At 72.2% G+C, this 22007-nt stretch carries 20 protein-coding genes; 12 read left to right on the forward strand and 8 right to left on the reverse strand.

The window, feature by feature from the left end; translation table 11 throughout:
* Window position 1: 1 nt before the first annotated feature.
* The 4 genes from AWX74_RS17700 to AWX74_RS17715 are packed head-to-tail and all read left to right on the forward strand — an operon-like array spanning window position 2 to window position 4416.
* Window positions 2-814 carry an alpha/beta fold hydrolase gene (locus AWX74_RS17700; RefSeq protein ID WP_054569249.1) on the forward strand — a complete coding sequence of 271 codons (813 nt, stop codon included), beginning with the start codon at window positions 2-4 and terminating at the stop codon, window positions 812-814.
* Window positions 811-2019, forward strand: a complete 1209-nt coding sequence (locus AWX74_RS17705; protein WP_091278029.1) for a glycosyltransferase — start codon at window positions 811-813, stop codon at window positions 2017-2019. Before AWX74_RS17700 ends, AWX74_RS17705 begins: the two co-directional genes overlap by 4 nt.
* Window positions 2016-3785, forward strand: a complete 1770-nt coding sequence (locus AWX74_RS17710) for an ABC transporter ATP-binding protein (protein ID WP_091278031.1) — start codon at window positions 2016-2018, stop codon at window positions 3783-3785. Before AWX74_RS17705 ends, AWX74_RS17710 begins: the two co-directional genes overlap by 4 nt.
* A 22-nt stretch (window positions 3786-3807) precedes the next feature.
* The gene (locus AWX74_RS17715) at window positions 3808-4416 is read left to right on the forward strand and encodes a TetR/AcrR family transcriptional regulator (RefSeq protein WP_091278033.1); all 609 of its coding nucleotides are present in this window, start codon (window positions 3808-3810) and stop codon (window positions 4414-4416) included.
* On the opposite strand, the gene AWX74_RS17720 is transcribed toward AWX74_RS17715, so the two are convergent.
* On the reverse strand, window positions 4413-5465 hold the full coding sequence (locus AWX74_RS17720) for a phospholipase A2 (RefSeq protein WP_091278035.1): 1053 nt from the start codon (window positions 5463-5465) through the stop codon (window positions 4413-4415). The genes AWX74_RS17715 and AWX74_RS17720 overlap by 4 nt on opposite strands.
* Window positions 5466-5831: 366 nt before the next feature.
* Here AWX74_RS17720 and AWX74_RS17725 point away from each other — a divergent pair, with 366 nt between their 5' ends.
* Complete coding sequence (locus AWX74_RS17725) at window positions 5832-6254, forward strand: TOBE domain-containing protein (protein ID WP_091278037.1); 423 nt, start codon at window positions 5832-5834, stop codon at window positions 6252-6254.
* 27 nt (window positions 6255-6281) lie between these two features.
* On the opposite strand, the gene AWX74_RS17730 is transcribed toward AWX74_RS17725, so the two are convergent.
* Window positions 6282-8108 carry a PucR family transcriptional regulator gene (locus AWX74_RS17730; protein WP_165615672.1) on the reverse strand — a complete coding sequence of 609 codons (1827 nt, stop codon included), beginning with the start codon at window positions 8106-8108 and terminating at the stop codon, window positions 6282-6284.
* Window positions 8109-8316: 208 nt separating this feature from the next.
* On the opposite strand from AWX74_RS17730, the gene AWX74_RS17735 reads away from it, so the two are divergent.
* The 3 genes from AWX74_RS17735 (at window position 8317) to AWX74_RS17745 (ending at window position 12153) form a co-directional block, all read left to right on the forward strand.
* Window positions 8317-9876 carry a CoA-acylating methylmalonate-semialdehyde dehydrogenase gene (locus AWX74_RS17735; protein ID WP_091278041.1) on the forward strand — a complete coding sequence of 520 codons (1560 nt, stop codon included), beginning with the start codon at window positions 8317-8319 and terminating at the stop codon, window positions 9874-9876.
* 66 nt (window positions 9877-9942) lie between these two features.
* Window positions 9943-11406, forward strand: coding sequence for an aspartate aminotransferase family protein (locus AWX74_RS17740; RefSeq protein ID WP_226931330.1), 1464 nt, complete (start codon window positions 9943-9945; stop codon window positions 11404-11406).
* Between the two features lie 219 nt (window positions 11407-11625).
* Window positions 11626-12153, forward strand: a complete 528-nt coding sequence (locus AWX74_RS17745) for a hypothetical protein (RefSeq protein ID WP_091278215.1) — start codon at window positions 11626-11628, stop codon at window positions 12151-12153.
* 81 nt (window positions 12154-12234) lie between these two features.
* Here AWX74_RS17745 and AWX74_RS17750 read toward each other — a convergent pair whose 3' ends face one another.
* From AWX74_RS17750 to AWX74_RS17760, 3 genes are all read right to left on the reverse strand, one after another.
* Window positions 12235-13710, reverse strand: a complete 1476-nt coding sequence (locus AWX74_RS17750; RefSeq protein ID WP_091278042.1) for a cytochrome P450 — start codon at window positions 13708-13710, stop codon at window positions 12235-12237.
* Window positions 13711-13858: 148 nt separating this feature from the next.
* Window positions 13859-15316, reverse strand: a complete 1458-nt coding sequence (locus AWX74_RS17755) for a sensor histidine kinase (protein ID WP_091278044.1) — start codon at window positions 15314-15316, stop codon at window positions 13859-13861.
* Window positions 15313-16116 (reverse strand): response regulator transcription factor, encoded by an 804-nt coding sequence (locus tag AWX74_RS17760; protein WP_397312819.1) that lies wholly within the window; start codon window positions 16114-16116, stop codon window positions 15313-15315. Before AWX74_RS17760 ends, AWX74_RS17755 begins: the two co-directional genes overlap by 4 nt.
* 418 nt (window positions 16117-16534) lie before the next feature.
* Here AWX74_RS17760 and AWX74_RS17765 point away from each other — a divergent pair, with 418 nt between their 5' ends.
* From AWX74_RS17765 to AWX74_RS42855, 3 genes are all read left to right on the forward strand, one after another.
* Window positions 16535-16870: a DUF6458 family protein gene (locus tag AWX74_RS17765; protein ID WP_091278046.1), complete on the forward strand. Its 336-nt coding sequence runs from the start codon at window positions 16535-16537 to the stop codon at window positions 16868-16870.
* Between the two features lie 597 nt (window positions 16871-17467).
* Complete coding sequence (locus AWX74_RS42850; RefSeq protein WP_226931329.1) at window positions 17468-17716, forward strand: YciI family protein; 249 nt, start codon at window positions 17468-17470, stop codon at window positions 17714-17716.
* Window positions 17717-17751: 35 nt separating this feature from the next.
* Window positions 17752-17886: a hypothetical protein gene (locus tag AWX74_RS42855; RefSeq protein WP_278184635.1), complete on the forward strand. Its 135-nt coding sequence runs from the start codon at window positions 17752-17754 to the stop codon at window positions 17884-17886.
* A gap of 234 nt (window positions 17887-18120) precedes the next feature.
* Here the strand turns inward: AWX74_RS42855 and AWX74_RS17775 are convergent, their stop codons facing one another.
* The 3 genes from AWX74_RS17775 to AWX74_RS17785 all read right to left on the reverse strand — a co-directional run bounded on the left by AWX74_RS17775 (window position 18121) and on the right by AWX74_RS17785 (window position 20268).
* Window positions 18121-18504 carry a hypothetical protein gene (locus tag AWX74_RS17775; protein WP_091278047.1) on the reverse strand — a complete coding sequence of 128 codons (384 nt, stop codon included), beginning with the start codon at window positions 18502-18504 and terminating at the stop codon, window positions 18121-18123.
* A gap of 201 nt (window positions 18505-18705) precedes the next feature.
* Window positions 18706-19557: a hypothetical protein gene (locus AWX74_RS17780; protein WP_242666291.1), complete on the reverse strand. Its 852-nt coding sequence runs from the start codon at window positions 19555-19557 to the stop codon at window positions 18706-18708.
* A 156-nt stretch (window positions 19558-19713) separates the two neighbouring features.
* Window positions 19714-20268, reverse strand: a complete 555-nt coding sequence (locus tag AWX74_RS17785) for a Uma2 family endonuclease (protein ID WP_091278049.1) — start codon at window positions 20266-20268, stop codon at window positions 19714-19716.
* Window positions 20269-20547: 279 nt separating this feature from the next.
* Between AWX74_RS17785 and AWX74_RS17790 the strand changes: the two genes are divergently transcribed.
* On the forward strand, window positions 20548-21999 hold the full coding sequence (locus AWX74_RS17790; RefSeq protein ID WP_091278051.1) for an alkaline phosphatase PhoX: 1452 nt from the start codon (window positions 20548-20550) through the stop codon (window positions 21997-21999).
* Window positions 22000-22007: the final 8 nt, after the last annotated feature.

Genomic DNA, 22007 nt, shown 5'->3' on the forward strand with positions numbered 1-22007 from the left:
GATGCCGACGATTCACGTCAACGGCGGCGATATTCACTACCTGCACGCGCCGGGGCGCGGTGACGGCCCGGCGCCGACGCTGGTCTGCGTGCACGGGCTGGGAACCGACAGCCTGGCAAGTTTCTACCTGACCCTGGCGGCGCCCCTGACCGCCGCCGGCATCAACATGATCTTTTACGATCTGCGTGGCCATGGCAACAGCGAACGGCCCGCGAGCGGGTACCGCGTGCACGACTTCGTCGCCGACCTCGACGGGCTTCTCACCGCGCTCGACGTGCCGTCCCCGGTGCACCTGGTCGGCAACAGCTTCGGCGGCACGATCGCCTTCGCGTTCGCCGCGGCACACCCCGACAGGACAGCCAGCATCGTGTCGATCGAGTCGGAACCGCCCACCACGGCCTGGGCTGACCGGGTCGGCCAGGTCCTGGAGAACACCAGGCAGGAGCTTGCCCGCGAGGAGACCTACCAGCTGATCTCGGCGACCTTCGGTGATCACCATGCCCGGCTGTCACGGCAGGCCTTCCGGCGCCTGCAGGAAACGACGATGGCCGAGGAGATTCCGGCCGGCCCCTTCCTGGACCTGGTGGACCTGGGCCGGATCAGGGTGCCGGTCCTGAGCATCATCGGCAGCGACGGTTTCCAGTCCGAGGACCCGTTCCTGCTGGAAGGCCTGCTGCCGAACTGCCGCACGGTCGTCCTGCAGGACCAGGATCACTCCGTGCTCGTCGAGGCGCACCGGCGGGTGCGTGATCTGCTCCTCGACTGGATCTTCTCCCAGAACTCGGTCGCCGCCGGGCCCGGTGGTCGGACGTGAGTACCTTCCTGTTGGTCGTTCCACCCCTCACAGGTCACATCACCCCGCTGGTGGCGGTGGCCGAGCAACTGGGTCTTCTCGGGCACCGGGTCGTCTGGTCCGGCGACCCGGCACCGATCAGAGAGCTGGCCGGCCCGGCCGCGGTGGTACACCCCGCCCTCGCAGGCAACGTCGGCGCCGTCAGCCGCGGCGCCGACCTGCGGGGATACGCCGCCGTGCAGGCGCTCTGGGAGGACTACCTCATCCCGCTGGCCGCCGCCACCCACGAGTCAGTGGCCGAAGCGGCCAAACGGTTCGACGCCGACCTCGTCGTCGCCGACATGCAGGCACTGGCCGGCCCGCTCGCCGCGGCCCGCCTGGGGATCCCGTGGGCCACCTCGGCCTCCACCTCGGGCTCGTTGGGAGATATGTTCGCCGCCACGCCCAGGATCCGGCAGTGGCTCGACGGGCTGTTCACGGATCTGATCGCACGGCTGCCCGAAGACGCGGCCACCACGCTGACCCCCGCGACCCTGGAACGTTCCCCGCATCTGGTTCTCGCCTTCACCACCGCGGCTCTCGCCGGCACGGTCCAGATCGCGGGGCCACCGCCCGCCTGGATCGGCCCCGCGCTGCGCAGGCAGGGCCCGCCGCAGGACGACCCGAAGCCAGCCAGCCCCTTTCCCTGGGCACGGCTCGACGCCCGGCGGCCGTTGATCATCGTCAGCCTGGGCACGGTCAACAACAGCGTCGGCGGCCCCTTCCTACGGGCCTGCGCGCAGGCCCTGGGCCAGCTCGGCGACCGCGTCCAGGGCGTGTTGGCCGACCCGCTCGGCGCGGTCGACGCCGTCCCCGACAACGTCCTCACCTGGGGGCACATACCCATGCTGGCTTTGCTGCCGCGCGCGGCGGCGGTCGTCTGCCACGCGGGTCACAACACCGTGTGTGAGGCGCTCACACACGATCTGCCGCTGGTCGTCGCGCCGATACGGGACGACCAGCCGGTCGTCGCCCAGCAGGTGGTCGACGCGGGCGCCGGCATCCGGCTGCGTTTCGCCAGGGCGACCCCGGGCCTGATCGCGGACGCCATCGTCGCCGTCCTGCGCGAGCCTGGCTACGGGCTCGCGGCACGGCGGATCGGTGCCTCGTTCCGGCGCGCCGGCGGAGCCGTGGCCGCCGCGAATCTGCTGGTGCGCCTCGTCGACGCAGGCACCCCGGTCCGATGAACGCCCAGGCGCACGACCTTCACCTGCCGCGGCATCGCCCACACAGCCCGCTGCGGCTGGCCCTCGGCTACACGACCGGCTTCCGGCTTCGGCTGGCGCTCGGCAGCGTCCTCACCCTGGCGGGAACAGCGTTCTCCCTGGCCCAGCCGCTCATCGCGCAGCGCATCCTGGATCGACTCGCTCGCGACCAGCCGATCGTCACCCTGCTGGCGCTGCTCGCCGGGGCGGTCGCCCTCGGGACCGTCATCGCCGCGCTGGGCTACTTCGTCGTCGAGTCGGTCGGCGAATCCGTGGTGCGAACCGTCCGGCGGCTGCTGGCGCAGCGCATCCTCCGGCTCAGGACACCGGTGTTCGACGACGTCGAGGCGGGGGATCTCATCTCCCGCCTGGTCGCGGACACAACCCTGCTGCGCCAGGTCACCACCCAGGCGATGGTGACGTCGATCACCGCGACGATCGGCCTGCTGGGCTCGCTGGTGATCATGGGTCTGATCGACTACATGCTCCTGGCAGTCACCCTGACGGCCGTCGTGACCATGAGCGTCGTGGTGCGCTGGTCCGCCGTCAGGATCGGGCGCGCGTCGGGGAAGGCCCAGGAGGCCGTCGGCTTCATGGCGACCCTCCTGGACCGCGACCTCGGAGCCTTCAGGACGGTCAAGGCCGCCGGAGCCGAGCAGAACGAGATCGACCTGCTGACCGCCGCAGCCGACACCGCATGGCGGCGCGGCCTGCGGGTGGCGGGATGGCAGGCCGCCAGCGGGGCGTCCACGAGCCTCATCCTGCAGACGTCGTTCCTCGCCGTCCTGGGAGTGGGCGGCGCCCGGGTGACCTCCGGAAAGCTGACCCTCGCGGACCTGATCGCCTACCTGCTCTACATGTTCTTCCTGACCCAGCCGGTCATGGCCCTGGCGGGCGCCTGGGGCCAGCTCAAGGTCGGCAGCGCCGCCATCGCGCGCGTCCAGGCCGTCCTGGCCCTCGCTGTCGAACCCGCGGGGACGGAATCCTCGGCGCCCGGCCCCGACCGAAGCCGTGCGAGCGTGTTCTTCGAGAATGTCGTGTTCACCTACCGGCCCGGACTGCCGACCGTGCATCGCGGCGTCACGTTCGCTGTTCCCGCGGGAAGAATGACCGCCGTGGTCGGCCCGTCCGGAGCCGGGAAAACCAGCCTCTTCGCACTCCTCGAACGCTTCTACGAAATACGGTCAGGTCGCATACTGGTCGACGGGCTGGATATTCGGGAATGGCCGCTCGCGGACCTGCGGCGGGCGATCGGCTATGTGGAACAGGAAAGCCCGGTACTCGCGGGGACGCTGCGGGAGAACCTCACCCTGGGGCTCGCCGGCATCAGTGACGGGCAGCTGTGGGAGATCGTCCACCTCGCGCAGCTCGGCGACGTCGTCCAGGCGCTTCCCGGCGGCCTGGACGGCTGGATCGGCTACCGCGGCGGCAGCCTCTCCGGCGGTCAACGGCAGCGGATCGCGATCGGCCGGGCGCTGCTGCGTCGCCCCCGGCTGCTGCTGCTGGACGAGGCGACCTCGGCCCTGGACGCGACCAACGAGGCGGCGCTGCGTGCCACCATCGCCGCCGCCTCGGAGGTGACGACAGTGATGGTCATAGCCCACCGGCTGTCAACGGTCGTCGAGGCCGGCCAGATCCTCGTCATGGAATCCGGAAGGGTGCGCGCCTGCGGCACCCATCGGGAACTGCTCGACTTCGATCCGGTCTACCAGGAGCTCGCGAGAACGCAGCTGCTCATCCCAACCTGAATGAATCCGATGGGAAGGTGCCGTGACCAGCATCGACGATGCCGAGCCCACCACGCGTGACCGTCTGCTCGACGCCGCCGAACGGCTACTGCTCGAGGAGGGCTACGCGGCTGTCACCTCACGGCGGGTCGGCGCCCACGCCGGGCTGACCCCGCCGCTGGTGCACTACTACTTCCGCACCATGGACGACCTGTTCCTGGCGATGTTCCGCCGCCGCGCGGACCCCGGCCTCGAGCTGCTCGGTGAACTGGTCCGCTCCCGCCCGACGGTGCGCGAGCTGTGGGACCTGCACGAGGTGGGCATCATCACGAGCACTCGCTTCAACCTGGAGTTCATGGCCCTGGCCAACCACCGCAAGGCGATCCGCGCGGCAATCGTCGAGTACTACCAGCGATATCGCCAGCTTCAGCTCGACGCCTTCACCGCGGCGCTGGCCGATCTGCGCGTCCCGCCAGACCTCTGCCCGCCACCGGTGGCGCACCTGGTGATGCTCGGCGTCACCCAGCTGATCGCCATCGACGCGGAGCTCGGCGTGGGATCGGATTACGAAAGTGCGCTCGACTTCCTCAACGAGCACACCGACGGTCTCGCCCGGGGACATGTTCCCGGCCGGGTTCCTTCAGCTCGCTAGCCGAAGGCGCGGACGGCGTCGTACATCAGCTGGGCGGCGCGCTGGCAGGTGACCTTCACCCCGAACCAGATCACCTGCGGTTCGCCGGCCGACCCGCAGGTCGCGCGCAGGTCGGTGAGGAACTGGTTGTCGATCGCGAGCCTGCGCTGCTGGGTGGGGTCGACCTTCGGGCCGTTCAGGAAGTTGCGGTAGCCGAAGTCGTGGCGCAGGCACGGGCCGGCGAACAGGGCGTCCACCTCGGGCGGGGTCGGGCCGCTGCACCCGTCGGTCGTCCACACCAGCTCACCGCCGGCCGGGCCGGCCGCCCGGGCGTCGCGCACGACGACGAAGTCCGCCAGCGGGAGCCCGTACACGCTGGGCACGTCGACCGCGGGCACCTCCCCGCCGGGCTCCTCATGGGTGTCGGTGTCCTCCCCCGTGACGTACACGGCGCCGCCCTGGAAGTAGCTGACGCTGTCCGCCCCGACAGCCGGGCGGGGGTCCAGCAGCGGGTAGCCGAGCGGGCCGTCCGCGCCGCCGCCGTCCGCCCAGGCGTCGGCAGCGGGCTCGGTGACGACGTGGGTGCCGGTCGACGGGCTGGTGGCGATCGTGCCGTTCTCGAACCGCTGGGTCGTGCCGGCGCCGGCTCGCGTCGCGTCGTCGACGGGACGTCCCAGCGCGCCGGTGGTGCCACCGAGCTGGGCGTAGCGGGTGTAGATCTGGCCGCAGACGTCGAAGTCGCCCACCTGGTGGCAGGTGTCACCGCCCGCCGCAGGCGTCGCGGGCCGCGTTGTCGGATCGGCCGACCGGTCGGCGTCCGGTTCCGCGGAACCGCCCGGATCCGCGGAGTCGATCACATCCGCGTCGACCGTTGTCCGGGTCGGGGCCGGCGGGCTCGTCGGCTCCGCTCCCGCCGGGGTCATCGACGGCGACGGCTCGCCGGCCTGCAGACCAGCGGCACCGGGCTGGCAGCCGGCCGTCAGCAGGACGAGCGCCAGCGTGGTGGCCGCGGCTGCCGCGGCACGGCGCGACAGCCGGCCGCGCGTGGCGGGGCCTCGGCGGTCCGACATGGTCTGCTTCCTCTCGACCAGTCGAACACTAGGTCCCGAACGGCCCGAGGTGACCCGTTTTCTCCTGTGCAATGACCGACAGGTCGGTCACCGACCGCTTCCGCGGCGCCGCGGCGCGCGGCCTGCGCCACCGAGGGCAGCCGGGGGCGGCCAGGCCGCCCATCCCACGATGATCGTTCCTGTGAAAGTCCATGTTCTTGGATGCGTAGGGCAACACCCCCGCCACTCCGCAGGCACGGGGATGCGGGCGGAAACAGGTCCGCGCTTTCGGAACCGACAGCGTGCCGTCGATATGCGCAGGTGGCGTCCGCTCAGGTAAGGAGGGGGGAGAGCAGACAGGCAGAGCCCAGTACACCAGGGGGATCGATGAGCCTCAGCATTCGTAACCGGCTGACCGGAACGGTCGCTGAAATTACCGATGGCGCAGTAATGAGCACAGTACGGATCACCCTTTCCGGCGGGCAGACCGTGACAGCGGCGATTACTCTCGACGCGGTCAAGGATCTCGGTGTGTCCGCGGGTTCCGCGGTCGAGGTGCTGTTCAAGTCGACCGAGGTGGCGCTGGCCACCGGCAGCGTGGACGGGCTGAGCATCCGCAACCAGCTGCCCGGCACGGTGTCCGGCCTGGAGACCGGCGGCGCCATGGCCGTCGCGCACATCGCCCTCGAGAACGGCGGCGAGCTCACCTCGGCGATCACCGTGGACGCCGCGACCGCCCTCGGCCTCGCCCAGGGTTCCGCCGTGACGGCGCTGATCAAGTCGACCGAGGTGTCGCTCTCGGCGGTCTGATCCGGCCCGGCGCGATGATGTGGGCGCCTATCCAGGTCGCGGCGGACGAACTGTCGTGTTCGGGCGGGCCGCCGCCACGTCGTGCGCCAGCAGAGCCAGGTGCAGCGACGTGCGGATCTCCGGGTCGTCCAGGCTGGCGCCGATCACCTGCTCGGCTTTCTCCAGCCGTGCGTAGAACGCCGGTCGGGACAGGTGGATCGACCCGGCGGCACTCGCCTTGCTGGTGGGATGGGCCAGCAGCGCCCGCACGGCGCCGACGAGGTCGGTGGACCACCGGGCGTCATGGGCACGCAGACCAGCCAGCTCACGGTCGACGAACGCGGCCAGCCGCGGGTCGGTGCCGAGCAACGCGATCAGCCCCCGGACGTGGACGTCGTCGAGCCGGTGCACCACCCGTGCCGGGTCGGCGCCGGACGCGTCGCCGACCGACTCCAGCACCTGCCGGGCCTCGGCGAGCGTCGCGCCGAGTCGCGCCGGCTCGTTGACCGGTCTTGACGCCGCGACGACCACCGCATGGCGCCGGCGGACGTCGGCCGCGAGACCGTCGACCGCGGCGTCGACGGCACCTCCCGGGGCATTCACGCTTCCCGGGACGTTCGCGCCTCCCGGGACGTCCACGGCCGGCAGGGACAGCAGCGCGTGGACGTCCGGCCCGATCTGGCTGACGAGGGCGGGCAGCCGCCGGGTACGGGTGGCGTGCACGACGGCCGCGACGACGTCGCCGATGTCCGATCCGGAAGAAGGACGCAGCGCGACCGCGACGAAGCGGCGCCGCCGCAGCGGCAGCCCGGCCAGCTCACAGCGGCGCAGGGCGTCCGCGGTCGGCCGGACCGCCAGCGCCAGCATGATCTCGTGGTGGCTGCGGCGGACGAGGCCGTCGCGGTCCCGATCGTTGAGCCGCCGCAGTGCGACGGCCGCGGCCGCCCGCTCGGCGAGGACGACGAGGCGGTCTCCGGGCGGCTGCGCGGTGACGATGACGAGGCGGCCCCAGCGCCGCTTCCCGGCGCCGACCGGGGCGACCAGCCAGCCGACCGAGGCGTCCCAGCGCGTCGATCCCGCGGTCGCGGTGAGCTCGGCAGCCGACGTGAGCGCGCTCGTCGTGGGCTCGACAGTCGTGGACAGGCCTGTGCGCTCAGCCGGGCCTGTGCGCTCAGCCGGGCCTATGTGCTCAGCCGGGCCTATGTGCTCAGCCCCGTCGGCGGGTTCGGCCGCGTCCGCGGGCCCAGGGGCGCTCACCAGGCGGGAGATCTCGGCCCAGTCGGCGAGCAGCTCCGCGTCGTCACCGGTCGGGTCGGCCGCGAAGGCGACGACATGGTGCTCGTCCGACTCCAGCACGACGGGCAGGCCGGCGATCCGGTGCGCCGCCTGCAGGATCTCCGGGACCTCGGCCTCGGCGAGGCTCAGTCGGGTGAAGGTCGTGTGGATGCGTTCGACCGCCCGCAGCTCGGTCAGCTGACCGTCGACGATGCGCTCACCGACTGCCTGCGCGATCGCCGCGAACCGGACCTCCCGGCCCAGGGCCACCAAGGGCAGGCCATGGGCGGCGCAGGCACGCACGACACCCGCGGGCAGACCGGCCGACCAGCGGCGGTGCAGCTCGACGACGAGGCCGGCCGCCTCGACGTCGGCGAGGCTCGCGACGAAGGCCACCTGCGCAGCCTCGTCGGACGACCACAGGCTTCCCGTCGTCAGCACGAGCTCGCCGCCGCGCAGCAGGGTCGCGATGTCCGGCAGCTCGGACGAGTGGACCCACCGGACGTCCCGGTCGAGACCGACCTCACCGGCGACGACCAGGGGCCGCGCACCGCGAACGACCGGCATCCGCAGCACCTCACGCAACGTCGGCAGCGCCACCCCGGCTCCTCCCCACTCCCCACGCCCGTTCCCCGCCGCCGAGGCGACCGCCGGGCGCCCCGGCGCCCCGGCGCATCGTACGGACGTCTCCTGACGAACTGTAAGGAAGTGTCCCAGCTTCGTTACGGATCGTCGGAGGCGGCCGCGGGCCGGCGGCGTTCTAATCGAGCTGACGCGACAAGCCGCGCGACAGGTGAGGCAGGAGAACATGACCACGACGACCAGCACCGACACCATCGCGCACTGGGTGGACGGAGCGTTGTACGCGCCGGCCGGGAGCGCGACGGCCCCCGTGACCAACCCCGCGACCGGCGCGACGACCGGCGCGGTGCTGCTCGCCGACGCACCGGCCGCCGCGCGCGTCATCGCGGCCGCCGCCGCGGCGGCACCCGGCTGGGCCGCCACCTCGCTCGCCCGGCGCACGCAGATCGTCTTCCGCTTCCGCGAGCTGCTGAACGCCCGCAAGACCGAGCTGGCCCGCATCATCACCAGCGAGCACGGCAAGGTCCACTCGGACGCGCTCGGCGAGGTCAGCCGCGGCCAGGAGGTCGTCGAGTTCGCCTGCGGCATCTCCCACCTCCTTCGCGGCGGGTTCTCGCCGAGCGCGTCGACCGGGGTCGACGTCCACTCGCGTCGGGAGCCGCTGGGGGTGGTCGGGATCATCAGCCCGTTCAACTTCCCGGCGATGGTCCCGATGTGGTTCTTCCCGATCGCGATCGCGGCGGGCAACGCGGTCGTGCTCAAACCGAGCGAGAAGGCGCCCTCGGCGGCGCTCTGGCTCGCTCAGCTGTGGCAGGAGGCCGGCCTTCCCGACGGGGTGTTCAACGTCCTGCACGGAGACAAGGCCGCGGTCGACGCGTTGCTGGACAGCCCGGACGTCGCGGCGGTCAGCTTCGTCGGCTCCACCCCGGTGGCCGAGTACGTCTACACGCGCGCCAGCGCCCACGGCAAGCGCGTCCAGGCCCTCGGCGGTGCCAAGAACCACATGGTCGTCCTGCCCGACGCCGACCTCGACCTGGCCGCCGACGCCGCCGTCAGCGCCGGCTACGGCAGCGCCGGCGAACGCTGCATGGCGATCAGCGTGCTGGTCGCCGTCGACCCGATCGGTGACGAGCTGGTGGCGAGGATCGCCGAGCGCACCCGCGGGCTCGTCACCGGGGACGGCGCGGCCGGCGGCACCGGCGGCACCGGCGGCCATGCCGGCACCGACCGCGAAAGCGACATGGGTCCACTCGTCACCCGTGCCCACCGGGACCGGGTCGCGGACCTCGTCGCGCAGGGCGAGGCCGCCGGCGCCAAGCTGGTCGTCGACGGCCGTGGTGTCGAGCCGCGTGGCGACGCCGCCGGCTTCTGGCTCGGCCCGACGCTGTTTGACCAGGTGACGCCGGACATGCCGATCTACACCGAGGAGATCTTCGGGCCGGTGCTGTCGGTCGTCCGCGTTCCCAGCTACGCCGCGGCGCTCGAACTGGTCAACGGCAACCCGTACGGCAACGGCACCGCGATCTTCACGGCCGACGGCGGGGCCGCCCGCCGGTTCGAGAACGAGGTGCGGGTCGGCATGATCGGCGTGAACGTGCCGATCCCGGTCCCCGTCGCCTACTACTCGTTCGGCGGCTGGAAGCGGTCGCTGTTCGGCGACACCCATGCCCACGGGACCGAGGGCGTCCACTTCTTCACCCGTGCCAAGGTCGTGACAACACGCTGGCCGGACCCGGCCAGTCGCTCAGGCGGCGGCCTCCAGCTCGGATTCCCCCAGAACGCCTGACCGCCGACCACCGACGCTCGACCACCGACGCCCGAGCACCGACCACCGCGGCCGAGAGGACCACCAATGACGACGAACGACACCATCACCGCGACCGGCCGCACCACCTCGAACAGCCGCATCACCTCGAACAGTCGCAGCGCGTCGGCCAGCCGCACCTCCCCGACCGGCGGCCTGGCCGCGCGCGGCGGCGGCTCCGCGGTGCCGCGCACACCCGCCGCCGCGCGGACGTACGAGCTCGACCGCAGGCACGTCTTCCACTCCTGGTCGGCCCAGGAGCGGATCAGCCCCATGGTGATCACCCGCGCCGAGGGATCCTGGGTGTGGGACGACTACGACCACCCGCTGCTCGACTTCAGCTCGCAGCTCGTGTTCACGAACCTCGGCCACCAGCACCCGCGGGTGGTCGCGGCGATCCAGCAGCAGGCGGCCACGCTGTGCACGGTCGCCCCGCAGCACGCGAACGCGGCGCGCGCCGAGGCGGCCCGACTGATCCTGTCGCACCTGCCGGACACCTTCGAGAAGATCTTCTTCACGAACGGCGGGGCCGACGCGGTCGAGCACGCCATCCGGATGGCCCGGCTGCACACCGGACGGATCAAGGTGCTCTCGGCCTACCGCTCGTACCACGGCGGCACCGACCTGGCGATCAACGTGACCGGTGACCCGCGCCGGTGGGAGAACGACCACGGCGCCGCCGGAGTCGTCCACTTCTTCGGGCCGTTCCTGTACCGCAGCCCGTTCCACGCGACGGACGAGGCGCAGGAGTGCGAGCGTGCCCTCGCCCATCTGGAGCAGGTCATCGCGCTGGAAGGACCGGGCACGATCGCCGCGGTCGTGCTGGAGTCCATCCCCGGAACGGCCGGTGTCATGGTTCCCCCGGCGGGCTATCTGCGGGGGGTCCGTGAGCTCTGTGACCGCAACGGCCTGGTCATGATCGCCGACGAGGTGATGGCCGGGTTCGGCCGCGCCGGGCGCTGGTTCGCGTTCGAGCTCGACGACGTCCGGCCCGACCTGGTGACGTTCGCGAAGGGCGTCACCAGCGGGTACGTGCCGCTCGGCGGCGTCGCGATCACCGGCCCGGTGCTGCGGACCTTCGACGACCGGGCCTATCCCGGCGGGCTGACCTACTCGGGCCATCCGCTGGCCTGCGCGGCGGCGGTGGCGACCGTCCGCGCGATGGAGGACGAGGGCACCGTGGCAGCAGCCGACCGCCTCGGTCGGGACGTCCTCGGCCCGGGCCTGCGCGATCTCGCGGCGCGGCATCCGGTGATCGGTGACGTCCGCGGCGTCGGTGCCTTCTGGGCCCTCGACCTCGTCGAGGACCGGGCGAGCCGCACACCGATCGCCCCGACCGGCGGAACCAGCGAGCGCATGGGACGCATCACCGCGGCCTGCCGGGTCGAGGGCCTGCTGCCGTTCGTGAGCAGCAACCGGATCCACGTCGTGCCCCCGCTGAACATCTCGGACGGCGACGCCCGCGCCGGCCTCGCGATGCTCGACCGCGCCCTGGGCGCCGCCGAAGGCTGACCCGCGCGGCCTCTCACGGCCTCTCACGGATCTCACACGTTCCTCAGAACCCTTCCGCATCGGCCGCTGGTGAGGTGACGGTGTCGGATCCCGCCGGTGCGGCGCGTCGGTACGAAGGCTCCGACCTGTGTCCTCATGCCATCGAGGTCGGGAGATGCGGTTGTGAACGTTCGGAGCCGGGTTCACCGGGGTGCCGCGGTCCTTGTCGGATGCGTGCTGATGACGAGTGTGTCGGCCTGCCGGGCCGGCGCGGGGCAGACGGGCAGCGCGGCGGCGGCCGACAGCGCGGCCACGACCACGACCGCCGCACCGGCCACGGCTGCCGCGCCGGCCACGGCTGCCGCGACGACGCCGGCGGAAGCCGGGCAGCCAGCGGCGCCGGTGGGCACGGGCGACGGCGGCCCGGGGTCGCTGACCCTCGCCATCACCAGCCCGATCATGCTCAGCGGCCACGTCAACACCGCGGTGAGCTGCGAAACCGCCGCCCGCAGGTACGTCGCCTCTGCCACCGGCACGCTCGACGGCGCCACCGTCACGCAGAACGTGCGCGTCGCCGGCTACGCGGGCCCGGGGAGCTATCCGGCGGTGATCAGCGTGTCGGTGGTGGCGGCCGACGGGTCGAAATACGCGATCAGCGCGGTCCCGACGACAGTGCAGGTCACCGCGGATGGCGGTGCGGTCTCCTTCAACGCCAGCACCTCCGGCGGCCGTGCCCTGGCCGGCTCGATCAGCTGGGCCTGCTCCTGACGCAGCGGCGCGGGAGCCGACAGATCGGGGGGCTCCCGCGCCGCCGTGTGCCCGCACGGCCGCGTGCCCGCACCGCCGCTCTCAGCGCCGGCTGTGCACGATCATCGACACGGGGCCCCGCGGACGGAGGGTGATCGCCGGTTCGGGTTGGACCGGGGTGTTGCTGGCCGGAGTCAGCGTCCACCGGCTGGCGATCGTTGCCAGGGCCAGGACACCTTCCGCGACGGCGAAGCCGTTCCCGATGCACTGACGCCTGCCACCACCGAACGGAAAATAGGCAAACCGCGGCCGCGTACCGGACGAATCAGTCGCACCGGCCCCACCGGCCGCGTCGGACGTGCCAGCGGCACCACCTGCCGGTTCGAGCCAGCGGCCGGGATCGAACCGTTCCGGATGAGGCCACCAGCGTCCGTCCCGGTGCATCACCCACTGGCCGATGACCAGCGTCGACCAGGCCGGCAGCAGGTACCCGGCCACCTCCCGGTCCTCGACGAGGTGGCGGACCATCGCCCACACGGGCGGGTACAGCCGCATGGATTCGTTGAACACCGCGTTGGTGTAGGTAAGCCGCGGCAGATCGTCGAAGGTCGGCAGCCGCCCGGCGAGGACGGTGTCGAGTTCCTCGCCCAGCTCCGCCGCGACCACCGGTGCACCGCCAAGCAGGTGGAACGTCCAGGTCAGGGCATTCGCGGCGGTCTCGTGGCCGGCGAGCAGGAGGGTCACGGCCTCGTCCCGGATCTCGTGGTCGGTCAGCTGCCCGCCGGTGTCGCCGTCCCGGGCGGCCATCAGCAGCGACATCAGATCAGTGCCGCCGGCCCCGGCCGCGCGATGCGCGGCGATCAGGTCGTAGATGGTCCGGTCGAGCGCGGCCCGGGTAGCGCGGCGACGGCGGACCGCCGGCAGGGGGAGCCGCGACGACTCCCCCAGCCCCAGCCCGCTGGCCTGCTGGACCGCCGAGCCGGACATCGTCTCGTCGAGAGCGGCGCGGACGACGTCCAGGACATGGTCGCTGATGTCGACGTCGAAGATGGTCCGAGCGACGATCGCCAGGGTCATCTCGGACATCTCGGCGTGCACGTCGAGTCGCTGGCCGTCGTGCCAGCTCGCCGCGGTCGACTCCGCGATGGCGACGAACTGCTGGCCGTACTCCGCGATGCGCTGTTTGTGGAACAGCGGCTGCATGAGCCGCCGCTGTCGCAGGTGATCCTCACCCGCGCTGGTCAGCAGGCCGTCACCGAGCAGCGTCCGCAGCGGTTGGACGACGCGGCGCCGGGAGCCGGGGCCGCTCAGCACCGCGCCCTTGCCGTACGCCTTCTGACCGCCCACGAGGATGTCCCCGATCGCCTCCGGGTCGCTGACGAGGAACAGCGACACCGGCCACCGGATCAGGCGCACCAACGGCCCGTACCGGTCGTGCAGCGCGGTGAACTGGGACAACGGATCTGCGCGCATGCGACGTACCGCCGCGAGCGGCCCGTCGGCCGGCCCGGGCACCTCGTCGACGGGACGCGGCGCACGCTGGGTGCTCCGCGTCGTCACCAGAGAAGCAGACACCACAAGGGACCTTTCGCGATCGGGCGCCGGTCGCGGACGGGCGTCTTCCGACACCGGCCGCTCAGACCGGACACGGCCACGCTTTGCACGGTAGGCGCGCCGGCAGCGGACCGCACCCCGTCAGCCAGGAGCACGTCAGCCAGGCAGCACGTCAGCCAGGCAGCACGATCCGCACGGTGAGGCCGCTGCCGTCGTCGGCGCTGGCCTGGGCGTGGGCGCTGCCGCCGTGCGCGGCGGCGACCGCGGCCACGATCGCCATTCCGAGACCGCTGCCGCCGCGGCCGCGCTCCCGCCCGGCGGCCGAGCGGTAGAAGCGGTCGAAGATCCGATCGAGGTCGGCCGGGGCCATCCCGGGGCCGTCGTCGCGGACGCGCAGCTCGACCTGACCGTCCACGGGGCCGCGCAGGCTGACCTCGGCCGGTGTCCCGGCCGGGGTGTGCACGCGGACGTTGGCGAGCAGGTTGCCGATCACCTGCCGCAGCGCGTCCCGATCGCCCACGACCGGGCAGGCCGACGGGCCCAGCACGGTCAGGGGGCGGTCCGGCTCCACCGCGGCGGCGTCGGTGACCGCGTCCCGCACGACGACGGCCAGGTCGACCTCGTCACGTGCCAGCGGCCGCGCCTCGTCGAGGTGGGCGAGGTAGAGCATGTCGTCGACGAGGGTTCCCATCCGCCTCGTCTCGTCCTGCACCCGGCGCAGCGCGTCGTCCGCGCCGGAGGGCGGCACCATGCCCTGGCGCAGCATGTCGACGTACCCGCGCACCGACGTCAACGGGGTGCGCAGCTCGTGCGAGGCGTCGGCGACGAACCGGCGCAGGCGCTGCTGGGAGCGGCGGCGATCCTCGAAAGCCGCCTGGATCTGGGCGAGCATCACGTTGAGCGCGGCGGCGAGCTGACCGGTCTCGCTGCGGGGCGGGCCGTGCGCCACCCGGCGGGTGAGATCGCCGCCGGCGATGGCGACTGCCGTGTCGGTGATGTCGCGCAGCGGGCGCAGTCCGCGGCCGAGCAGGAACCAGGCACTCGCCCCGCCGAGCGCCAGCACCGCGGCACCGGCCAGGACCTCGATGAGGATCAGCTGCCCGGTCGTCTCGACGACCGGGCGCATGGGCAGCGCGACCAGGGCTGTGACACCGCTCGGCAGCTCCCCGACGACCGCCCGGTACCGGACGCCGCCGGCCACCAGCCCGAACGGCGCGCCCGAGGCGATCCGCCGGTCCAGGTCCGGGACCGCCGCGAGCAGGCTGCCGGTTCCAGAGCCGCCGCCGCCTGAGCTGCCGGTTCCGGAACCGCCGGCGCCTGAGCTGCCGGCGGCCGGCGTCTCGGCGAGGCCGGTCAATACCGTCAGCGAGCCGTCCGGCTCCCGCATCTCGACGATGAAGTCAGTGGGGGCCACCGCCTGTTGCAGCCCGACACCATGCAGCAGCGGGGCGAGCTGGGACAGCGCCGTCGCGGCGCGGGTCTCGAACAGGGACTGCGCGGCCCGCAGCCGGCGGTCGGTCTGGTCGACCAGATGGGAACGCAGGGCCAGCACGCTCGCGGCGCCCGCGACGGTCAGGCAGACCGCCATCAGGCCGAGCAGGCCGAACATCAGCCTGGCTCGCAGCGTCACGGCTGGACCGCCTCGCCCGGCTGGGCCGTGCTGCCCGGCCGGGCCGCCTCGCCCAGCCGGGCCGCCTCGCCCGGCCGGAGCGTGCTGCCCAGCTCCGCCCGGGTGCCGGCGCGCAGCGCGTACCCGAACCCGCGCTGGGTGTGGATCAGCGGCGGGCCGTACGGGGCCAGTTTGCGCCGCAGGTAGCTGACGTACTGGTCGACCACCGTGAGACCGCCGCGGAAGTCCTCGCTCCACACCGCGTCGAGGATCTGCTCCCGGGACAGCACCCGGTTCGGGTTCTCCAGCAGGTAGCGCAGCAGCCTGAACTCGGTCGGCGCGAGCTCGACCAGGTGGCCGGCACGGGTGACCTGATGCGTGTCCTCGTCCAGGACGACGTCGGCGAACTCCAGCATCGACGCCCGCGTCGGCGCGGGCTGCTCGCGCCGCGTCCGCCGCAGCACGGCGCGTACCCGCGCGACCAGTTCGTCGATCGCGAACGGCTTGGTGACGTAGTCGTCGCCGCCGTAGGTCAGCCCGGCGACCTTGTCGGCGTGCCGGTCCCGCGCGGTCAGGAACACCACCGGCACCTCGACGCCGGCCTGCCGCCACTGCCGGCACAGCGCAAGCCCCTCGCAGTCGGGCAGCATGACGTCGAGCACCACCAGGTCCGGGCAGCTTGCGGTCACCGCGGCGGTGGCCTCCCGGCCGGAGCTGGCGGTCTCGACCTCGAAGCCGTGGAAGCGCAGCGCCATCCGCAGCATGTCCACGATGTTGGGCTCGTCGTCGACGACCAGCAGCCGCAGCGCCTTCGTATCCACGCCCCACCCCCGACGCTGCGTGCTTGCGACCCGGTGAGGAGAACATACGAGTTCGTGGCGGATCGGGCGTCACCGGCCCGTCACCTGCCGGGCTCACGCTCCGGACCAGATGCCGGACCGGATACCGGATGGATCAGGCGCCGGTGGCGCGGTGGCCCTGGATCGGTCCCTCACCGCACCGTCGAGGTGGGCGCCGTCGCCCCCGAACAGGCCCAGCGGACGTCCACGCGACCGACCTGACCCAGCCGAGCCGCCAGGGAAACCGACGAGCCCGAAAAATTCTTTGTTTAAGTATTTCTTCGGATCCGACGGACTATCACGCCCGATGCCGGGTAGCTCACGCTCCATCGCCGCCCGGGCAGGCCAGGCCGGGCGCCTCGTCCCGCCCACGCGGGATGTCATGGAAGGAGCGCAGACCATGGGCATCGGCGCAGCCATCGCATTGATGGCGCTCGGCGCGATCCTCACATTCGCCGTCGACGTCAGCGTTTCCGGGCTCGACATCGCGGTCATCGGCATTGTTCTGATGCTGGCGGGCGCCGCCGGGCTCATCCTCGATCTCGCAGTGTTCGCGCCGCGCCGCCGCCGGGTCGGCTATGGCGCCGGCCTGGCGGAGTCCGACAGCGAGCTCTACCCGCCCGGCGTCGGCTCCCCGCCTGGCGGCGACTACCAGCGGACCACCGACGTCTACGAGGACCAGCCGGTCGGCAGGTCCTGGCGCCGGCGCCGGGTCACCGACGTCTACCGCGGCTGATCGCACCGCAGCGCCCACCAGCGCTCCCAGACCACACCGCAGCCACATCGCCACACCCGCCCTACCGCGCGTGGACAGCGTGGTCCCGCGCGGGCCGCCCCCGTCACACCAGAATCCCCCGGTGACGGGGGCGGCCCGTGCGAGACCGCCTGCCAGGCGAGCCGAACGATTCACCACGCCAGACCGCACGGACTGCCCTCGGTTCGGCAGATCGCCAGACAGGTCGGATCGGTCGGGTCAGGATTCTGGTCGCCCGAGAGCCTCGCGGGTCGGCGCCGGTCAGGATCGGCCGTCGGCGAGCGGGGAAGCCCGCACTCCACGAGCACGGTCGGACGCCCGAGAGCCGAGCGGCCAATGACCCGGTTTGGCGAGCCGCAAGAATGAACGATTTCGGTCGTTCCAACGACCAAAATCCTTCTTTCTTGCGGGTGGCCAGGCAACCCTGCGCCCCTTTTACCCCACTCGGGGTGAATTGCCGACGCGGCGCGGCGGAGCGAGATCCTCGATCTGCGGCCACGACGTGTCGATCCGGGGCCATGCCGTTCGACCTATGGGTCAGAGGGTCGACGCGCCGCCCCGGCGGCAGGGAGACACACGATGGCGAAGTACATGCTGATCATGCGGAACACGGACGAGCCCCTCGCGCGGATGCAGGAAACGCCCTTCGAGGAGATGCTCGCCCGGATCGGGCGTTACAACGAGGAGTTGATGCGGGCCGGGGTCGTGGTGGCCGGCGAGGGCCTCGACGACCCGTCCGAGGGTGTCGTCGTCGACTTCAGCGGTGACACGCCGGTGGTCACCGATGGACCGTACGGCGAGACGAAGGAGCTGTTCGGCGACTTCTAACTGATCAAAATGGCTTCCAAGGAGGAGGCGATCGAGTGGGCGCGGCGACGCCGGCGGTCCCCGGCTCGAGGTGCGAGATCCGGCGGGTGCCGGGCATCGACGAGTTCCCCCAGGACAACGAGTGGATCATCAAGGAGCGGGCGTGGCGCGAGAAGCTTGGCCAGCCCTGACCAATCGGCCAGCTGTGGCTATTCGGCCAGCTCAGTCCACCTGGCCGACCAGATCCACTCGGCCAGCCCCGTTCTCGCGGCCAGCCCAATCCCTTCGGCCAGCCCAATCCCTTCGGCCAGCGCCGTTCCCTCGGCCAGCTCCGACGTACGCCCATGGCCGGGCCTGAGGCGGCGCGGCGAGCGGTCGAGGCGGAGGGCCAGGGGCAGGGGCAGGGGCAGGCCGGAAGCTGGGCGTCAGGCCGACCAACGAAGCGGCGGACCGCCCTCGCCCGCGGGCCGGACGGCAGCCTCGTGGCGGTGCTGGCCCACCCGCTCACGGCGCCGGGCGAGAAGAACGTCGGCGAGCGCATCCGCCCGCTCCATGTCGTCGAGCGTGGCGCGGGTGCGCCCGTCGACGGTCAGAATGGCCGCCAACAGCTCAGCGGACAGCCGGGTACGCGCCGCCACCCGGGCCACGCTGGGCGGTAGCGTCGTCGCCGGGCGACCGGGCAACGAGCGGGTGGACGGGGCACTCCGCTGTGACGGCAGCGGACGACCCGGCGCCATGTGCTCACCCTGGACGGCGGGCTCGCCGTGAGCGGTGCGAGGACGTGGCCGGACCCCGAGGAGATCGAACATACTTTCGATCCTGGCCCCGGTAGATCGCCCTGTCAAGAGTCGCGGATGTCCGGCGAGGCACTGTCGCGCCTCCGTTGTCACGGCGGCATCAACCCAGGTCAGAAGTGGTCAGAACCGATCAGGACACAGCAGGTCAGGCTACGGCGGATCGGGTCGGAGTCGGTCGGCCGGAAGGTCGGACAGACGGGCGGGCGGAACAGCTCAGATACCTGGAAGTTCGTCGGCCAGGCCGAGCGCGACATAGACCCGCGCGGAGATCTCGGTGGCGGCGTGCCGCTCCCCGAGGGCCGCACCGACCACCCCGACCGCGGGCACGTTCGCGACCGCACGATGCCACCTCCGACCCTCCGCCCGCCCGTCGATCAGCCGCCGCACGGCCCACATCTCACGCGCCAGCGTGACGACCCCGGCCGGCACCCGACGCACCAGCCGCAGCCACTGCGCCCGCTCCTCCTCGGTCCCGTCGATACCCAGGGCGGAGCCGGCGTCCTGGGCAGAGCCGGCGTCCTGAGCAGAGGCAGCGTCCCGGGTGGGGTCGGCATCCTGGGCGGAGCGGGCACCCGGGATTGAACTGGCGCCCGGGGCCGGGAGCTCACCCGCGGACGGCTGCGGCGGCACGGCAACCGGTGGTACCCAACCGGCGGGGAGCGTCTCGTCGAGCACCGTGTGCGCGAGCAGCCGCACCTGGCTGTGCACATCCGTCACGTCGCACAGGCGGGCGAGGGACAGCACCAACAGGCCCTGCACCGTGGCGGACAGTACGTCACGCACCGGCCCCCCGAACCGCCCCGCGAAACCGGGCAGCGCTGACAGCGGCGCGAGCTCGGAGCGCCAGTGCCGGACGATCCGGTCGGCATGCTCCCGGCGCAACCGGTGGTCGGCATGGGTGTAGGCATAGGTGTCGACGGCGGTGGAAGCCGGAGCGGCGGCGGCGGAAGGCTGCCCATCACCGCCCGTCGCGCCGCCTGGCCGGGACACCTGGACAGCGCCCGCCGCCATCGGCTGCGCGAGCTGGACGAACCTCGCCAGCCGATCGGCGTCAGCAGCACGCACGGACGTCTCCCCGGCCGTTGTTCATATGTCTGCGCCTTCCTCTCCCCCACCCCGCACGACCCGCCACGAACACCCCGCCACCAGGGCAGTCAGGTGCATTCTCCCGTCTCGCAGCAGCCTGCTACGACGACCCGACCGCGGGTGGCCGCGACGGCGCTACAGCCGGGTGAGGTCGATCGTGACCTGGAAGGGGGCGACCGCCTCGACGACACCCGCCCAGACGCCGGCATCCCGGTAGGTTCCCGCGGCCGGATCAAGGATGTGCGCATACACGAGCGGAACCCCGCCGGCGGGCTGCTCGACACGCCAGTAATAGGTGATGGCTGCTCGCGCGTACTCTCCGGCCTTGACGAATCTGTCCGTCGACTCGGAACCCGGCGAGACGACCTCTGCGACCAGCAGCACATGCTCGGGGCGGGCCGGCATGATGTCGAGGGTGTCGGCGCGGTACACAACGACATCCGGTCGGCGATTGGTCAGCGGCACGTCCTGGAGCCGCAGATCAAAGTCGCTGTCAGCCTTCCAGCCCGGCCCTCCAGCCGTGTCCAGCGCGTTCGTGATGAGCCTGACCAGCCGGTTGTGACGTCTGGAGGCGCTGGGACTCACGACGACCATCCCGTCCACGATCTCGATGCCCGCGCACTGTTCCTCGGACCAGGAGCCATACTGCGCCGCCGTGATCTGCTGGTGCATCCAGGCCGGGGCGATCATCTCCGCGGTGATGGCGGACCTCCCTCAGTCGGGTCCTGCAGTCGGTCGGGCCCCTTGGCCAGCGTAACCAAGCCGGGATTCGCCTGTCCCGGTCCCGGTGTGCCCTCGGTGGCCTCATCGTCGGCGCTGCTCGATGGTGCCGGGTCCCCGGCTGGTGGCCGGGTGTTTGCTGGATGGCTATCCGCGGGACACCGAGCCGCCGCCCGGGGTCCACGGGTCCCTCACTACGATCCCTTCGTCCCAAACGCGCCATCTGCGAAAACACGAAAACGGGGGCCCATGGCCACGACACGTAGGCAGCTGATCACCGCTACGGGCCTCGGCCTGCTCGGTGCGGGCCTCGCGCCCGGTCTCGGACAGGCGGCATGGGCCGGCGGCACCTCCGGCTCCAGCTCCAGCGCGGGCGCGGGCAGCGGGACGGCCTCGGGCGGCACGGGCTCGGGTGCGGGCGGGTTCGGAGCGTTGCGCAAGGCCGGCCCGGAACTGGCGCTGCCGCCGGGCTTCAGCTACCGGTCCTTCGGCGCGGCGGGCAGCCGGATGTCGGACGGCCTGGCCACCCCGCTCGCCCACGACGGGCAGGCACTCTTCGCCACCGCCGGCAGGGACACGGTCGTGCTGCTGCGCAACCACGAGATCGACACGGACCTGCCCGGCATCACCCGGCGCAGCATCGGCAGGAAGGCGGCCTACGACCGGGCGGCGCCCGCCGGTGTCACCTCGTCACGCTACGACCTGGCGGCCGGTCGGCTGCGTGAGAGCTTCCTGGTCCTGAACGGGACGCTGGTGAACTGCAACGGCTCGCCGACGCCGTGGGGAAGCTGGCTGTCCTGCGAGGAGACGGTCGACGGGATCGACGCCGGCTACGAGAAGCCGCACGGCTACGTCTTCGAGGTCCCGGCGAACGCCCGCGGGCCGGTCGACCCGGTGCCGCTGCGGGCGATGGGCCGGTTCGAGCACGAGTGCGCGCCCGTCGACCCGGCGACCGGCATCGTCTACCTGACCGAGGACAACGGCGACCCGGGCGACGGCCTCTACCGCTTCCTGCCGGCCCGGCCCGGCAAGCTCGCCGCCGGCGGGCGGCTGCAGATGCTCGCCGTGCGCGGCGAGCCGACGTACGACACCGAGACCGGCCAGCGGGTCGGCCAGAAGCTGCCGGTGACCTGGGTCGACATCGCGAACCCGGATCCGTCCGATGCGGAGTTGTTTCCCGGTTCTGTCTACAGCCAGGGCCGGGCCCGCGGCGGTGCCCGGTTCATCGGCCTCGAAGGCGCCGAATGGGCGGGCGGGGCGCTGACCTTCGTCGCGTCGGAGTCCGGCGATGCCGGCCAGGGCCAGGTGTGGCGCTACCAGCCGACCGGCCGCGACACCGGCGTCCTCACCCTGCTGTACGAGTCGAGGAGCGCAGGCGTCCTCAACCAGCCGGACGGTGTCACCGTCGGCCCGCACGGCGGCGTCCTGATGACCGAGGACGGCGACGGAGAAGATGAGGACGGCGGTGACAACTACCTGCGGCTGCTCACCGCCTCCGGCCGCATCGTCGATGTGGCGAAGGTGATCGCTCCGCTGGACCTGCACTACTGGGAGGCCGAGGACTTCCCGGAGCCCGGCGCGATCGGCGCCAGTGAGCTCGCCGGCCCGCGTTTCACCGCCGACGGCCGCCACCTGTTCGTCAACCTCCAGTACCCGGGCCTCACCCTCGTCATCACCGGCCCCTGGGGCGCCCTGGTCTGATCACCGCG

The sequence above is a fragment of the Parafrankia irregularis genome (assembly GCF_001536285.1).
GTDB classification, from domain to species: domain Bacteria; phylum Actinomycetota; class Actinomycetes; order Frankiales; family Frankiaceae; genus Parafrankia; species Parafrankia irregularis.

What these genes read in the sequence shown, in the direction of transcription:
- AWX74_RS17700 (WP_054569249.1), top strand. Translation starts at nt 2, where the DNA reads ATGCCGACGATTCACGTCAACGGCGGCGATATTCACTACCTGCACGCG.
- AWX74_RS17710 (WP_091278031.1), top strand. Translation starts at nt 2,016, where the DNA reads ATGAACGCCCAGGCGCACGACCTTCACCTGCCGCGGCATCGCCCACAC.
- AWX74_RS17720 (WP_091278035.1), bottom strand. Translation starts at nt 5,465, where the DNA reads ATGTCGGACCGCCGAGGCCCCGCCACGCGCGGCCGGCTGTCGCGCCGT.
- AWX74_RS17725 (WP_091278037.1), top strand. Translation starts at nt 5,832, where the DNA reads ATGAGCCTCAGCATTCGTAACCGGCTGACCGGAACGGTCGCTGAAATT.
- AWX74_RS17735 (WP_091278041.1), top strand. Translation starts at nt 8,317, where the DNA reads ATGACCACGACGACCAGCACCGACACCATCGCGCACTGGGTGGACGGA.
- AWX74_RS17740 (WP_226931330.1), top strand. Translation starts at nt 9,943, where the DNA reads ATGACGACGAACGACACCATCACCGCGACCGGCCGCACCACCTCGAAC.
- AWX74_RS17745 (WP_091278215.1), top strand. Translation starts at nt 11,626, where the DNA reads ATGACGAGTGTGTCGGCCTGCCGGGCCGGCGCGGGGCAGACGGGCAGC.
- AWX74_RS17765 (WP_091278046.1), top strand. Translation starts at nt 16,535, where the DNA reads ATGGGCATCGGCGCAGCCATCGCATTGATGGCGCTCGGCGCGATCCTC.
- AWX74_RS42850 (WP_226931329.1), top strand. Translation starts at nt 17,468, where the DNA reads ATGGCGAAGTACATGCTGATCATGCGGAACACGGACGAGCCCCTCGCG.
- AWX74_RS17775 (WP_091278047.1), bottom strand. Translation starts at nt 18,504, where the DNA reads ATGTTCGATCTCCTCGGGGTCCGGCCACGTCCTCGCACCGCTCACGGC.
- AWX74_RS17785 (WP_091278049.1), bottom strand. Translation starts at nt 20,268, where the DNA reads ATGATCGCCCCGGCCTGGATGCACCAGCAGATCACGGCGGCGCAGTAT.
- AWX74_RS17790 (WP_091278051.1), top strand. Translation starts at nt 20,548, where the DNA reads ATGGCCACGACACGTAGGCAGCTGATCACCGCTACGGGCCTCGGCCTG.